This is a genomic window from Aquimarina rubra (assembly GCF_042684305.1).
Classification (GTDB): domain Bacteria; phylum Bacteroidota; class Bacteroidia; order Flavobacteriales; family Flavobacteriaceae; genus Aquimarina; species Aquimarina rubra.
The window spans coordinates 1,936,492-1,950,308 of the sequence record NZ_JBHULE010000019.1; the positions used below are offsets into that span (position 1 = coordinate 1,936,492).

Below are 13,817 nucleotides of genomic sequence, written 5' to 3' on the forward strand. Positions count from 1 at the left end.
AAAAAACACTCATGAAAACAATAAAAGATAATCGAATAGGTGAGTTTAAAGAAATAATTCACGCTGCAACAAAAGCACCATCTGGTCATAATACACAGCCGTGGAGCTTTAAAATTACGGAGACTGGAATAGAAATACATCCTGATTTAAGTCACGAATTATCGGTGGTAGATCCTAACAATAGAGAATTATATATAAGCATAGGTTGTGCGTTAGAAAATTTACTGGTTGCAGCTAATAGATTTCATTATGATTATAGTTATGAAGTTTTGGAGGATAATACTAAGTATTTTGTAAAAGTAGATTTAGAGAAATCAAGAAATGAGAAAACAGATCCTCTGTTTAGTTATATTGATTTGCGACAGACAAATAGAAGTGAATACAATAAGAAATATGTTCCAGAAAAGACCATAAAAGAATTATTAAATATTGATAAAGAAGAAAACATCAATATCTATAGTTTTAAACGAGGAGATGCATATTTTGCCACTATAAAAGATCATATTTTAGAAGGGAATAGCATACAGATGAATGATCCCGGTTTTAAAAGCGAACTGTTAGAATGGATTCGTTTTAATGCTAAAGATGTTTTACAAAATAAAGATGGGTTAACCTATAAAGTAATGGGAGCACCTTCGTTACCAAAATTTATTGGTAAGCCAATCGTAAGGTCTTTTTTAAATGCTAAAAATCAAAACAAAAACGATGTATGCAAAATTAATTCATCCTCGCATTTTATAGTGTTCACCACAAAAAGTAACACGGTTCCAAATTGGATTTCTTTGGGTATTACACTAGAACGTTTTTTATTATCAGCTACCAAAAAAAGAATTGCAAGTGCATATCTTAATCCTCCTTGTGAAATAGAAACATTAGCCAAACATCTAAAAGAATCATTACCAATTAACCAGGAGTATCCTAATATTATAATCCGAATTGGTTATGCAGAAGAGCGTGTTGCTTTTTCTCCAAGAAAAGATATAGAAACTTTGATTTATAATTGATGATTTTTAAGATACTACCCTAAAAGTATGTGAGTATTAAAAAATAGCGAGGAGCATATCCTCGCTATTTTGGTTAATTTTAAAAACTTGTGATGAAGCAAATTATAATTTGGTTATTATTCGATCACGTTCTAGTCTTGCAATGATTGCAGATACATATTCGTTTACTGTAGTATTAATAGATTGGGGATCTATTATATCTAAAGCCCCTACCCAAACCAAGGATTTATTGTCGTCTAGATTGATATTATATATGGAAGTTTCTACGTGATACACTTTATATTCATTATAGTATCCGGGGTCGTAATAGATATCCTGAAATCTATAGTAATAGCGTCCAAATCTTGTCCAGCGATATCCCACGGTATAATATCCGGAGTTATAGTTTCTTTTCTCATCCACACCTTTTACAGCACTAATAATTACTGCGTCAAACCCTTCATCCGAAAGCCCTTTAACCATGGTGTTTATTTCGGCTTCGGTTTTTTGAGAATCTGTAAAAGAAGCATCAAAAGTTTCAGTACTAACATATGCGATGATATTGCGTTTCATGAACTCCTTTTTTAGGTTCTCTTCAAAAATTTTACGTGCAGTAAGGTTTTGGGTTACCCCTAAAACCATTAGCTTTTGAGGTTTGAAAAACAAAACTTCTTCATTTTTCCAACTATCTACCACCCGTACAGAAGAACAGGCAGATAATAATAGAACTAGAACTACAAAAATTGTTTTTTTCATGATTTCTTGATTTTAAGTCGAAGATTCCTAGTCTTTAGTATGTAGTTTTTTATTGAGCTTATCAATAACCTTATTGATAAAAACAGGTGCTTCTTCGAGGTTGGATTCTCCTGTAATAGCATCTACTTCTTTCATCTGATAAGTTCCCTCTCCTGATGTAGTTAGCACTATAATTTTGTCTTTATACTCTGATGTACGTTCTATAAATAATCGAACGGCATAAGGCGGTTTCCAGTTTTCCCAGGTGTGAATTAGTACCACAGCAGTATAATTCTCTGGATTAATTTGTTCTAAAGAAGAGATGTCTATAACTTTTATAAAAATAGCATCCGATTTATAGTGATGTACAAGACCATTTGTGATGGCATCTTTAAACTCACTTCCTTGAGTTGCGATAAGCAGTTTTTGATCCAAAGTAGGATCATTTAATTCAAAAGCTTTGGCTTCTTCCATCGAATATTCATATTTATACCAGGTTGCCGATAAGAAGAATATCACGACAACAGATAGTATAATCACTATTATTTTTCCAGAACGTCCCATTTTGATATGTTTATCATTAAAAATATTGAACTATTGCTCAGAAAAATATGATAAGAATCAGTTAATTAAGTGATCTGGATAAGTAATGATCTTTTTCGTGAATGATTATTCTACACCGAAAATCCTGTTGTTGATGATAAGATTTGTTTTAATTCTTTAGTAGTATTAAAATCGATGAGGTTTAAAGCTTTTACATTGCATAACTTTTCTACCATTTTTCTTCCTGCCAAGGTGTTTGTAGATATCCCGGTAACAATATCAGGAATGATATCAAATGCTTTCATGATACCATAAACAGCATACGGATCGGATGCACTTAGAATTACACATTTTATTTGTTCTCTAATGGTATCTATTGCAATATCTCCATTATAAGATTCTAAAGGAGAAGCACCAATTTCTATAACCGCTACGTCTGCTTTTTGCAAAGCAATCTTACTGAGTAGCAGACGTAATTTACGATAGTATTCTTCTCTAGGACAAATAGACGAAGGTAATCCAACATCTACAAAATCTAATACTGAATCGGCTCCGGCATCTTTCATTGCTAAAATATCTTTATAACGACCGGCACCTGTTAGTTTAGCGCCAACAACCTGTAAACCTGCTTGTTTAAAAAGATTGGTAACAATTCTTGCAGAAGTGGTTTTACCGGCAGACATGGATGTACCTACAAAGAGAATAACAGGAATATTTAGAGAAACTTCTTTTAACGGTTTAACAAAACTATTCATTGTCAGTTTTTTGTCATCTCTAAAAGCATGAGCAGTGTAGATGACCTCTATCATATTGGGTATGAAAACAGATTTTGATGTCAATTTCCCTAAGAGTCCCGCGGCGGTTAAAACATTCATTTTGAGATCATTTTTAACTTCTTTCCAGGTTCCAGTGGCTTCCAAAGTGGCAAAACGTTCTCCCAAAGCCCCAACAATAGATTCTTCTCCTATTACCCCACGCATTCTTCCATTAGGAAGTTCTAGCTTTAGTTCTGTGCTTCCTGCATCAATGATTTTACAAACTACATAATCCCCGGTTTCCCATTGATTTTTAGGGAGTTTTTTTAAAGTAAACTCTTTTTCAGCTAGATCAGAAATTCGTGTGAGTGACGTATAGATATATTTGTGGTTCATGACTTAATTATTTAAGGGTTTGTTTAAAAGCAATAAGGTCAACAACGCTGTTCTTTCGACAAGCTTATTATGCAAAATATGCTCGTGAGTTGCGTGAGCACCATCACCCGGTGTGCCTAATCCATCTAAGGTGGCTGTATATTGACTAGTAGTGTTGCCATCAGAACCTCCACCAGCGGTAGCTTCTTGTAAGTCGATACCCAGTGTTTTTCCTGTATGCCTCGCTTCTTTCCATAAGTGCTGATTACGGTATGTTTTTTCCATGGGCGGTCTTCGTATTCCACCTTCTATATGTAGGCTTACATCTGGAAGTTTTGGTTTTAGGCCTTTAATTTTTTTGGTTATATATTCACCATCTTTTTTATTTAATACACGTACATCTATCACAGCTTTACTTTCTGGCGCGACCACATTAGGAGAAATACCACCTTCAATCATTCCTACATTAACCGTAATACCTTTGTCAAGATCATTCATGGCGAAGAGTTTTTGTACTTGATGAGACAATTCTACAATGGCGTTGATCCCTTTTGTAGGATCTAATCCAGCGTGAGCTGCTTTGCCTGTTACTGTAATTGTAAATCTTCCAATTCCTTTTCTAGCAGTCTTTAACTTGCCATCCAGATCCAATGGCGGCTCTAAAACATAAGCGCGATCGGATATTTTAGCCAACCTTTTTATGATATTGGTAGATTCTTTACTACCTATTTCTTCATCAGAATTAATTAAGATTACAGGAGTTACCGTTAGAGGTAATGATAATTTCTTAATAGTTCGTAAAGCAAAAATCACTTGGGTCAAACCGACTTTCATATCATAGATTCCTGGTCCTTTGATCATACCATCCTTAATCGATATAGGTCTATCTTTTAAGGTGTCCAAAGGCCAAACGGTATCGCAATGACCAATTAATAGTTGTATAGGAAGTTTTTTATCTCTTTGTTTTGGTCTGGCATAGAGATATCCACCGGTTTCTTTGCCTAAAATATGTTGGGTTTGATATCCGATTAGTCGCAATTCTTTTTTTAAAAGATTAAGGATTTGATGTTGTGAATCAATAGAATGAGAAGGAGATTCTATATCAACCAATTTCTTCAAAAAAATCAATATCTCTTCTTTTTGATTGGTAAGATGACGTTGAATTGTATTGGCTATTTCTTTCTCATTTTTCATCTTGTGAAGTTCTTTGGAAAAGGAAAATTGAATGTTTTAGAAATCGTAGCAAAACGTCCGTTAGCCACATAAGCAAGCAAGGGATTCTTGTGAATTTGCTCATCTTCATCTTTTTCAGAAATTCTGGCATAGTCCTTATGAACGGAGGCTTTACAAATTGTACCTGTAATAATACTGTTGGTATTAAAACCATCGATGATTTTAAATAGCTTACATTCCAGATGCAGATATGAATCAGCAATTAATAAGGTATCAATTGTATCTGATTTTATGGTGGGTAAAGCAGAAATAATCTGATCTGATTTTGATATTACTTCAGATCTGGGAGAAGCACTTAGAGAAGTAAGCAATATTTGGTCAGGTATAGGAAAACTTACTGAAAATTCTTTATTTTCTAATATATTATGATAAGTAGAATGATTAGGAGTACATACGAATCCGAAGTAATTATCAAAACCAATGGGCATCGCCATATGTTTGGGAGCCATATCATATCCGGCACCTTCTTTAGTGCCTACAATAACTAATGGTGCAATAGTATAGAAATGATCCCATATTGGACTACTCATATCCAAGGTTATAAATTCTTTTAGATTTTCCATGACGTTGTACCTTAAATTATTAAGGTACAAAAGGTGTGTAATTTAGGAACTGATTTTTGTCACTTAAGGAAAAAATTAAGTGTCATTTGCTTTTGAAAGAAATCAAAATCATCGAGGATTTATATAAAAAAGGAATATCGAATTGATTTTTATATTTCAATAAGTGTAATGTGGATTAAGTTATGGAGTGAATATATCATTTCTAATAGCATAAATTACCATAGCCGTTCTGTTTTTGAGATTAAGTTTTTCAAATACAGCGTCTCTATATCCTTCAATTGTTTTTGGACTCAAACACATATCGCTGGCAATTTCTTTATAGGTCTTTTCTGTACAAGCCTGCTTTACAAATTCGATTTCACGTTCTTTAAGGATTTTATTATTTTCCTTCTTCGCATATAATGACTCGAGTAATAAGCTGGTGACGTCCTTAGTATGGTAAAACCCTGTTTCCTGAACCTCAATAAGTGCTTTTTCTAAAATTCTCTTTTCTGTATCTTTAGGGAGATAGCCTTTTGCGCCAGCCTGCAATACTTGCAGAATTTTTTTTGTATTTCTTTCAGTAGAAAGTGCCAAAACTTTAACTTGTGGATATTCTTTTTTGAGTATTGAGGTTGTCTCAATTCCATTCATTTTGGGTAAATTAATATCCATTAGTACAATCTGCGGAATATATTTTTTATTCTTAAACCTCGTTATAAGTTCTTCTCCATTTCTACAGGAATACAAAACCTTAAACCTAGAAAATCCATTTATTAATTCTGCTAATGCCTGAGAAAGTAAAGTGTGATTTTCTACAATAACAACAGAATATTTCATTTTGTTTTATTTGTTAGTAATATAGAGAATGTTAGTATTTAAAGAATTAACCCAAAACAATTTTATGTCGGTCAAAACTATGTCTTAAGATAGGTTAATTTAGAATTTAGGGGTAAGAAATGAATTACTCCCTAAGTTAAAAATTTTTTTCAAATCATCTGAATATTTTTATAAAAAACAATGTACGAAAGACTTATTTTTTAAGAACTGATTTTTATCAATTATGGGAATTTTCAATTGTTTTATTTAACTTTCGAGGTACATTTTTTATTCTTGTCGATCGATAATTATTGGTTAAAGATTAATGACAAACAATTTTTTATGCTTAAACATTATAACATTTCAGTAAAAGGAAAAGTTCAGGGAGTATGGTATCGAAAAAGTACCTGGGAAAAAGCAATGGAGTTAGGTGTAAAAGGAACGGTGAAGAATCAGTTTGATGGTAGTGTCTATATTGAAGCAGAAGGAGAAGAAAATCAACTCAAAGTGTTCATAGAATGGTGTGCAAAAGGCCCTGAATTTGCAGAAGTGTCTGATATTTCATTTGAGGAAGCTGATCCATCGTTTTATCAATATTTCGAAATTTTATACTAAAGTATCTACATTAAAAAAAGGAACTGTTATTTACCAATTCCTTTTTGATGTTTCTGCCTAATTTGGCTTATAGAAAATTACCATCCTCATCAGTTTTTACCTTAATCATTTTATCACCATTTTCTAACCTTAGTTTATACTTTTTAGTAGTTCCCTTTTTGTTATGATAATTAACTAAATAGACATCTTTGGTAATTGCCCATCCTGGAAATCTAGCCGTTACTGCAGCATAAATAGCAGGAGGAAGGTTTGTACCTTTGAATTTTTCAATCGTTCTTAGCACATTTCCGTCTTTGTCATACGCAGCCAAAATTTTTCCTTCAGGGATGTGAAATGACACATAATAAAGATCGTATTCATCCTGATAAAAATCAGAACCTTTAAGATCATAGGTAGCGACCTTTTTTTCGAGTAGTTTTACAGGAACATCAGCCGCTTCTTCATTTACTTCGTTAAGGTATTTGTAATTGGTTGCAATTACTATAACCTCTTCTAGTTTTTCTACTTCTTGTGCAAAAGTTGGGATGGTCAGTCCGATAACAAATAGACCCAAAATTAATTTTTTCATGACGTTAAATTTTTTGTGTTACATATACTCAGCTAACAGTTGTTAGTTGGTGTCGTTAAGATATGGGTTTTACGGTCTTTTTGAAATGATAATTATCATAAAAGCAGGGTTTTATGAGTAATAATGATAACAGTCTTTTATATGATAATTCTCATTTTATACCAATGTAATTCATGATACATTTAAGGGATAAACCTAAATAAGTAAGCAATGAAAAATGTATTTATTTTATTTCTAAGTCTTATTATCTTCCCTAATTTAAGTGTTGGACAGATAATAGAAAATATCGACGAAATCACGCCTTATCACGAAGAATTTGCAGCCATAAGAAAGGGCAATACCTGGGCTTTTATAAATACCAATGGAGAAATCGTAATAGATTATAGAGATGACTTGGTTTGGGCTACAGATATTGACCCAAAATCCAAAAAGAAGATTTTATATAAAGAATCAGTACGGTATCCGGCTTTTTATGAAGGAAGATGCCTTATTAAAAAAATGATTAAAGGTATTTATTATTATGGATATATAGATAAAAGTGGGAAAACAGTAATTGAACCGGAATATGTAAATGCAACTCCATTTGATAAAGGGTATGCAGTCGTGTTAAAGATTTCTAAAGAAGAATTAGGAACCAATGATCTTTTACTGAAAAAAGTGGTTTCTTATAGTTATGATGAGGTGGTTATCGACCCTACCGGCAATACAAAAATGTATTTACAAGGTCCTGAAAATTTGGTATTAACAAAAGAAAAAATGAAATGGCGACCTACTATTGAATCGCGTTTGGTTTCGCCTAATCTTGTGGCAATAAAGACCAAAGATAATGGTTGGCAATTGCGATCGATGAATGCTTCAAATTAATACATAACCGTAATAAAATGAATACATTAAAAAACAAAGTAGCCATAATTACTGGCGGCTCTGGTGGAATAGGAAAAGCAACGGCCAAACTTTTTTTGGAAAATGGGGCAAAGGTAATGTTGGTTGGAAGAACTGAAAGTAAATTAAAAAAAACATTAGAAGAATTTAATAATACAAATGTTGATTATTGCGTTGCTGATGTTGCTAAATCCGATGATACTAAGTTCTACGTATCAGAAACGTTACTTAGATTTGGTAAAATTGATATCTTTTTTAATAATGCAGGAATTGAAGGTGCATCAAGGTCCATTGCAGAATATCCTGAAGATATTTTTGATCAGGTAATAGCAGTAAATCTAAAAGGTGTTTTTCTTGGATGTCAATACGTAATTCCTAAAATGACAGAAGGAGGTAGTGTTATTATTACATCTTCTGTAGCTGGTCTAAAAGGATTTAAAGGATTAGGTCCATATGTAGCCAGTAAGCACGCTGTTGTTGGGATTATGAGAGTTGCTGCGTTAGAAAATGCAGATCGAAAAATTAGAGTTAATACAGTGCATCCGGGACCGGTGCATACTCGAATGATGCGAGCAATCGAAAAAGATATTGCTCCTGATCATCCAGAAGAAGCACAAAAAGGTTTCGAAGCAGGAATTCCCTTTGGACGTTATGCAGAACCTGAAGAAATTGCTAACCTGGTTTTATTTCTATCCTCCGATGAGAGTAAATACATTACAGGTACAATGCAGGTTATTGATGGTGGGATGATTACTTAATTGGTACATTCTTATTATTGTCATCCTTTGATGAGTAATAAATTATTATAAAAAATACTGGACGAGTTTATCTTCACAAACTTGTCCAGTTTTTTTGTTAGAGATACTTGATTTTTAACTTGGTGTTTATTTCAGTTTGGTTTGAAATAAAACCTTACACGGTTTCTTTTTCCCTATTTCTACTTTCTATTACCTTTTCGATAAGGTCAGGTACTTTTTCAAAAGCTGCTGCTAATCCGTGGGTTTTTCCAGCTTCAAGGAACGAAATTTCTTCTCCCTTACTCACTAAAAAACCAATAGGTTCTATTCCGATACCAGCTCCACCGCCACCACCTTGGCCTTTACTTCCTTTAGTTTGTCCACCTTCTCCTGCACCAGAACCAAATCCCATACCTACTTTTATTACAGGTACGCATTTGAATTCTCCTAACTCAAATTGTTCTCCAACAACCGTTTCTGTTTTTGCTTCAGATTTAATAAAATCCGTAATCTTACCCAATAATTCTTCAAAATGTAATTCCATAATATTATTTTTTAAGAGTTGATAAATGATTTAATTATATGAATAGGCCTGTTTTGAACGTACAAGGCCATTTCATTTCTTCCATCAAAATTTATATTAAAACTTCCTTTTGTGTAATACTTTAAGAATGCAAAAACCGGATATAATTTTGCATTAGAAATACAATCTCCGGTATCTATATCCAAAAGCATTTTTTTTACCTTAAATGATTTCAATAATCGTAAACCAGTTCGAATGTTAATTCTATTCTTATGTTTCTTTGTGTTTTTTTTCTTAACTTTTTTCTTTTTAGCTAAACCTATTTTTTTAAGTGGAAAGAAATGAAAATTGAAGAAAAAGATCTTTAGCTTTACTCTTATCACTTCTTCTTTATCTTCTTCAACACTAGCCTTTGCCAAACCCTTTAACTGGATGTAATATTCATTGGTATTTGTGTCAAGACATATCACAATTGGCAATAATAATAGATAGATCGCTATGATAAAAAGTGATATTAAAACAACGGTTAAAACCATTATGTAAATTTTGAATAAGAAAATGAAATAAAAGGTTTAATCCTATGATTTTGATCATATTAGGTGATTTTTTTTGATTTGTTTTTGTGCTTGCAAATTTTGATATACTCAGTACTAATTTCAATGAAAAATAGATTTTAATACCGGGAAGTTTATTTCATTCATTGATTTTATCACCACATACTCTGAAACATCAAAATTTATCATATAATTGTTGATAGACATTTAATGTTTAGACTTGATAATCTGTTATAGTAAGTCATTATGTCTATGCCTATTCAATAATAATTAAACTGTTCCGCCCAAACGTTTTATGATTTGTGTTAAGATCAAAGTTCCAATTCCGAAAAGACCAACCGTTAGAAATTGTTCTGATGATAATTCTACCAAAGAAAGCACTTGTTGAAGTATTTTTGTATGGTGTGCAATCACCATAATAGATATTGAAAGCCCTATTGCACCCCAAATCCATGGATTTGTAGTGACTTCATTTTTAAAAAAAGAAGTGCTGCGATGTGGTATATTAAACACATTAAGTAATTGAGCCAGTACCAATGTGTAAAAGGCCATGTTATTGATGATTTCTGGGGATAATTTTAATACCGTGTTTGCATATATAGTTATTCCTATAACACACATAGTAATAGATATCCCATAAATAATTGTTGATACCCATAGTTTTTTGGTGATAATCGGTATGTCAGGGTCACGCGGCGGCTGTTTCATAATACCTGGATCTCCTTTTCCCATGCCAAGTGCCAATGCAGGAAAAATATCAGTGACCAAATTGAGAAATAAAATTTGTAAGGGAAGTAAAGGGAGCGGTAAATTGGTGATTGAAGCAATAGCGACCGAGATAATCTCCGAAAGATTACATGATAAAAGATATACAACAAAATGACGAATATTCTCAAAAATTGTCCGCCCTTGTCTTATAGCTAATTCCGTAGATGTAAACTGATCATCCATCAAAATAACATCTGCGACCTCTTTTGCTGCTTCAGTTCCTCTGATTCCCATTGCAATTCCTATATCTGCTTTTTTTAGTGCTGGAGCATCATTAACACCATCTCCGATCATACCTACAATAGCATGGTGGTTCTGATAAAAATCTACCAAATCTAATTTTTGTTTCGGGATCATTCTGGCAAAGACTTTTGCATTTAGAATTTCTTGTTCTTCTGCTACAGTTAGGTTATCTAATAGTACTAAGTTTTTACCATGAATAACACGTTGATCACTGTCATTAACAGATAATAAACCTATTTCCTCTCCTATTTTTCTGGCAGTATCAGGATGGTCTCCTGTAATCATGATGACATTAATACCGGCATTTTTATAAGTAGTAATAGCTTCCTTTATATCCGAACGAGGTGGATCAATAAATCCGATTACTCCCAAAAACACAAGCTCCTGTGGCAGCTTATCCATATTTGGTTTGATATTCGTATTCTTATATGCAAAGGCCAAAACCCTCAAACCTTCGGCTGCTATTTTATTTGCCTTATCAAACCATTCTTTTCGATTATTAAGGGGTTCAATTCCGTTTTTTGATAATATATATTCACAGGAATCAAGAACTTTTTCCAGAGCTCCTTTGACATTTATTTGATATTCATTGTTAATTTTATTTAAGGTAGCCATTATTTTTTGTTCAGCGTCAAAAGGGATTTCAGCTTCCTCTGGGTATTGGTCTCTTATTTGTTGAGAATTATACCCTGTTTTTTTAGTAAAGTTTAATAGCGCTATTTCGATAGAGTCCCCATTCATACTTGTATCTCCAGTATCAGAGTTATTACACAAAACAGCTACCTCAATAATTTTATTAAATGCTTGATTGTTCTTTAGATTGTATTGTGAAAGTGTATCTCCCCAATTATTAATGTCGAATTCTTTGCCATTAAATACGATCTTGTGAACGGTCATTTTATTCTCTGTCAGTGTTCCGGTTTTATCTGTACAGATGATTGTGGTTTCTCCGAGCGTTTGAACCGCCTCTAACTTTTTTATAATTACCTTTTTTTTAGAAAGTTTGACCATTCCTTTGGCCAATGCTATGGTAGCGACGATTGGTAATCCTTCAGGAATAGCGGCAACTGCAAGAGCTATTCCTGTTTTGATCATTAATACTAAATCTTTTCCTTGTATATATCCACTTATAGCGATTAACAACGCCATGATGAGTGTTAAACCTATAAGCCAGTGACTTAATCGATTTAATCTTCTTTCTAAAGGCGTTCTTTTTTGGATAGCTTCTTGTGTTAAACTACTTATCTGTCCGATGGCTGTTTGATCTCCTGTGGCTGTAATAATAGCTTTTGCATTACCTCTGGTAACTATGGTTCCCTTATAAAGCATATTGGTTCGGTCTGTCAAAGGTGTTTGTAAAGGAGTTATTTTTAACTGTTTTTCTACCTGATCGCTCTCGCCTGTAAGCATAGACTCCTTAACAGCAAGACTCTGATGCCAGATCAAACGGGCATCGGCAGGAACTACATTACCCTGGGTTAATTGTATGATATCTCCCGGAACCAGATAACGAGATGCTAATCGAACTACATTTCCATCTCGTAATACATTCGCCTCGGTTTGACTCATTCTTTGCAATGCCTCTACAGACCGTATTGCTTGTAGCTCCATAAAAAAGCCTATGAACGTTGTAAGCAGAATAACCACCATTACCGAAAAACCTTCTAACCATTCTGCAAAAACAAATGCCATTAACATCGCAGTACCCAAAATATAGATGATGGGATCCAGGAATTGTTCTAGTAAAATGATCCAGCTATTTTTTTTCTTCTTATGTTTTAAATCATTTTCGCCATAAATAGCAAGACGTTTCTGAGATTCAGTTGTAGTCAATCCCTTATCGTGATCAGCTTGTAGTTGATTGATAATATCATTTACTGGTATGGAATGAGGATTTTTAATCATCTTCAGAAAGATATGATAGCGTATTTGAAAACCGAGTTATGGCTTCTTGCCAAAGTTCTATAAATACTTGTGTTTTGGTTTTCATTCTATTTTTTTAATTCTCAAAAGACATTACAGGAATTTTAAAATGCTTTAATACTCTTAGAGCCCTCAAAGTATTCCAACGACTGGGTTTGCCTGCTTTTTCCATGTTAAAATGAGTTTGTCCAGGGTGTTTAGCCTGTACGTTCCAAGTACCATTTTTGTTCCTTTTCTTCAATAGGACATCAACAGCAGGTTGCATTCTTTTGTCCCATTTAGTTTTTGAATATTGAAAGTAATCCAATGCACTGAGTATATCATACCGCCATCTTCTGGGATAAGACAATCTCAAAAAATCTTTATTAATGATTTCACCTGTCCTATCTGAAATATACAATTGATGAAGCAGTATAAACTCCTTGGAGGATTGTATCGCCTTCTTCACTTCATCTAATCGGTATGAATATCCATTATATTCATATTCGGTAAAGCCTTCTAAAACTGAAAGTGTAGTATGTAGGGAACTGTGTCTTGCACCAGAACGATTTAACCTACAATTGAAACCTCCATCGTGCATTAGTTCTAGTAACTGGCAATCAATTACAGATTTCAAATGATATTCTTCTGTCTTAAAATAACTGGCATAATTAAGAAACATACCATTGATGCAACCATCACTTTTTTTTGCATTTGGATATATTCCTCCATCCTCAGCTTTACATTCTTTTGCGATTTTATCTATCGATTCCTTTATAAGTTGATTATTGGGCAGAATGCATAGGTTTCGCAGATCAATTAGAGTGTAATGCGAAGAGGTCCATTTGGGTTGATAAAATGCCTTTCCCCAATGATCTTTTGGATTTCGTTTGGATAAAAATTGAGCTCCCCAACCTTCTTTTTCAATTCTATTTCTTATATCTTCATATTCTGTTGATAACAAATCACGATAGGTTTGGTACTGTATAGATACATCACCTTCTAAAAGCCATTGTATGATTTCTTTACTATTCATTTTA

General features: G+C 33.3%; 15 protein-coding genes. 4 read left to right on the top strand and 11 right to left on the bottom strand.

Annotated elements, in window-relative coordinates; genetic code table 11:
- The first annotated feature begins 11 nt into the window (after positions 1–11).
- Positions 12–1,004, top strand: a complete 993-nt coding sequence (locus ACFSR1_RS17050; protein ID WP_378294223.1) for an Acg family FMN-binding oxidoreductase — start codon at positions 12–14, stop codon at positions 1,002–1,004.
- A 102-nt stretch (positions 1,005–1,106) separates the two neighbouring features.
- Here ACFSR1_RS17050 and ACFSR1_RS17055 read toward each other — a convergent pair whose 3' ends face one another.
- The 6 genes from ACFSR1_RS17055 to ACFSR1_RS17080 all read right to left on the bottom strand — a co-directional run bounded on the left by ACFSR1_RS17055 (position 1,107) and on the right by ACFSR1_RS17080 (position 6,006).
- Entirely contained in the window at positions 1,107–1,739 is a 633-nt protein-coding gene (locus tag ACFSR1_RS17055) for a hypothetical protein (RefSeq protein ID WP_378294224.1), read from the bottom strand.
- Positions 1,740–1,766: 27 nt separating this feature from the next.
- Positions 1,767–2,282 carry a hypothetical protein gene (locus ACFSR1_RS17060; protein ID WP_378294225.1) on the bottom strand — a complete coding sequence of 172 codons (516 nt, stop codon included), beginning with the start codon at positions 2,280–2,282 and terminating at the stop codon, positions 1,767–1,769.
- Positions 2,283–2,392: 110 nt separating this feature from the next.
- Positions 2,393–3,412, bottom strand: a complete 1,020-nt coding sequence (locus tag ACFSR1_RS17065) for a hypothetical protein (protein WP_378294226.1) — start codon at positions 3,410–3,412, stop codon at positions 2,393–2,395.
- 3 nt (positions 3,413–3,415) lie between these two features.
- Positions 3,416–4,585 (bottom strand): M20 family metallopeptidase, encoded by a 1,170-nt coding sequence (locus ACFSR1_RS17070; protein ID WP_378294227.1) that lies wholly within the window; start codon positions 4,583–4,585, stop codon positions 3,416–3,418.
- Entirely contained in the window at positions 4,582–5,187 is a 606-nt protein-coding gene (locus tag ACFSR1_RS17075) for a flavin reductase (RefSeq protein WP_378294228.1), read from the bottom strand. Before ACFSR1_RS17075 ends, ACFSR1_RS17070 begins: the two co-directional genes overlap by 4 nt.
- A gap of 180 nt (positions 5,188–5,367) precedes the next feature.
- Entirely contained in the window at positions 5,368–6,006 is a 639-nt protein-coding gene (locus ACFSR1_RS17080) for a response regulator transcription factor (RefSeq protein ID WP_378294229.1), read from the bottom strand.
- Positions 6,007–6,327: 321 nt separating this feature from the next.
- Between ACFSR1_RS17080 and ACFSR1_RS17085 the strand changes: the two genes are divergently transcribed.
- Positions 6,328–6,600 carry an acylphosphatase gene (locus ACFSR1_RS17085; RefSeq protein ID WP_378294230.1) on the top strand — a complete coding sequence of 91 codons (273 nt, stop codon included), beginning with the start codon at positions 6,328–6,330 and terminating at the stop codon, positions 6,598–6,600.
- A 67-nt stretch (positions 6,601–6,667) separates the two neighbouring features.
- Here ACFSR1_RS17085 and ACFSR1_RS17090 read toward each other — a convergent pair whose 3' ends face one another.
- Positions 6,668–7,168, bottom strand: coding sequence for a nicotinate-nucleotide adenylyltransferase (locus tag ACFSR1_RS17090; protein WP_378294231.1), 501 nt, complete (start codon positions 7,166–7,168; stop codon positions 6,668–6,670).
- A 210-nt stretch (positions 7,169–7,378) separates the two neighbouring features.
- Here ACFSR1_RS17090 and ACFSR1_RS17095 point away from each other — a divergent pair, with 210 nt between their 5' ends.
- Complete coding sequence (locus ACFSR1_RS17095; protein ID WP_378294232.1) at positions 7,379–8,032, top strand: WG repeat-containing protein; 654 nt, start codon at positions 7,379–7,381, stop codon at positions 8,030–8,032.
- 17 nt (positions 8,033–8,049) lie between these two features.
- Entirely contained in the window at positions 8,050–8,808 is a 759-nt protein-coding gene (locus ACFSR1_RS17100; protein ID WP_378294233.1) for an SDR family NAD(P)-dependent oxidoreductase, read from the top strand.
- Between the two features lie 154 nt (positions 8,809–8,962).
- Here ACFSR1_RS17100 and ACFSR1_RS17105 read toward each other — a convergent pair whose 3' ends face one another.
- The 4 genes from ACFSR1_RS17105 to ACFSR1_RS17120 form a co-directional block, all read right to left on the bottom strand.
- On the bottom strand, positions 8,963–9,331 hold the full coding sequence (locus tag ACFSR1_RS17105; RefSeq protein ID WP_378294234.1) for a GerW family sporulation protein: 369 nt from the start codon (positions 9,329–9,331) through the stop codon (positions 8,963–8,965).
- Between the two features lie 11 nt (positions 9,332–9,342).
- Positions 9,343–9,846, bottom strand: a complete 504-nt coding sequence (locus ACFSR1_RS17110) for a hypothetical protein (RefSeq protein ID WP_378294235.1) — start codon at positions 9,844–9,846, stop codon at positions 9,343–9,345.
- 288 nt (positions 9,847–10,134) lie between these two features.
- A complete protein-coding gene (locus tag ACFSR1_RS17115; RefSeq protein ID WP_378294236.1) occupies positions 10,135–12,780 on the bottom strand; it encodes a cation-translocating P-type ATPase in 2,646 nt (881 codons plus the stop codon).
- Positions 12,781–12,874: 94 nt separating this feature from the next.
- The gene (locus tag ACFSR1_RS17120; protein ID WP_378294237.1) at positions 12,875–13,813 is read right to left on the bottom strand and encodes a hypothetical protein; all 939 of its coding nucleotides are present in this window, start codon (positions 13,811–13,813) and stop codon (positions 12,875–12,877) included.
- Positions 13,814–13,817 lie beyond the last annotated feature (4 nt).

Excerpts from the sequence above, each read along its gene's own strand:
- ACFSR1_RS17050 (WP_378294223.1), top strand. The coding sequence starts at position 12 with ATGAAAACAATAAAAGATAATCGAATAGGTGAGTTTAAAGAAATAATT.
- ACFSR1_RS17055 (WP_378294224.1), bottom strand. The coding sequence starts at position 1,739 with ATGAAAAAAACAATTTTTGTAGTTCTAGTTCTATTATTATCTGCCTGT.
- ACFSR1_RS17060 (WP_378294225.1), bottom strand. The coding sequence starts at position 2,282 with ATGGGACGTTCTGGAAAAATAATAGTGATTATACTATCTGTTGTCGTG.
- ACFSR1_RS17065 (WP_378294226.1), bottom strand. The coding sequence starts at position 3,412 with ATGAACCACAAATATATCTATACGTCACTCACACGAATTTCTGATCTA.
- ACFSR1_RS17070 (WP_378294227.1), bottom strand. The coding sequence starts at position 4,585 with ATGAAAAATGAGAAAGAAATAGCCAATACAATTCAACGTCATCTTACC.
- ACFSR1_RS17075 (WP_378294228.1), bottom strand. The coding sequence starts at position 5,187 with ATGGAAAATCTAAAAGAATTTATAACCTTGGATATGAGTAGTCCAATA.
- ACFSR1_RS17080 (WP_378294229.1), bottom strand. The coding sequence starts at position 6,006 with ATGAAATATTCTGTTGTTATTGTAGAAAATCACACTTTACTTTCTCAG.
- ACFSR1_RS17085 (WP_378294230.1), top strand. The coding sequence starts at position 6,328 with ATGCTTAAACATTATAACATTTCAGTAAAAGGAAAAGTTCAGGGAGTA.
- ACFSR1_RS17090 (WP_378294231.1), bottom strand. The coding sequence starts at position 7,168 with ATGAAAAAATTAATTTTGGGTCTATTTGTTATCGGACTGACCATCCCA.
- ACFSR1_RS17095 (WP_378294232.1), top strand. The coding sequence starts at position 7,379 with ATGAAAAATGTATTTATTTTATTTCTAAGTCTTATTATCTTCCCTAAT.
- ACFSR1_RS17100 (WP_378294233.1), top strand. The coding sequence starts at position 8,050 with ATGAATACATTAAAAAACAAAGTAGCCATAATTACTGGCGGCTCTGGT.
- ACFSR1_RS17105 (WP_378294234.1), bottom strand. The coding sequence starts at position 9,331 with ATGGAATTACATTTTGAAGAATTATTGGGTAAGATTACGGATTTTATT.
- ACFSR1_RS17110 (WP_378294235.1), bottom strand. The coding sequence starts at position 9,846 with ATGGTTTTAACCGTTGTTTTAATATCACTTTTTATCATAGCGATCTAT.
- ACFSR1_RS17115 (WP_378294236.1), bottom strand. The coding sequence starts at position 12,780 with ATGATTAAAAATCCTCATTCCATACCAGTAAATGATATTATCAATCAA.
- ACFSR1_RS17120 (WP_378294237.1), bottom strand. The coding sequence starts at position 13,813 with ATGAATAGTAAAGAAATCATACAATGGCTTTTAGAAGGTGATGTATCT.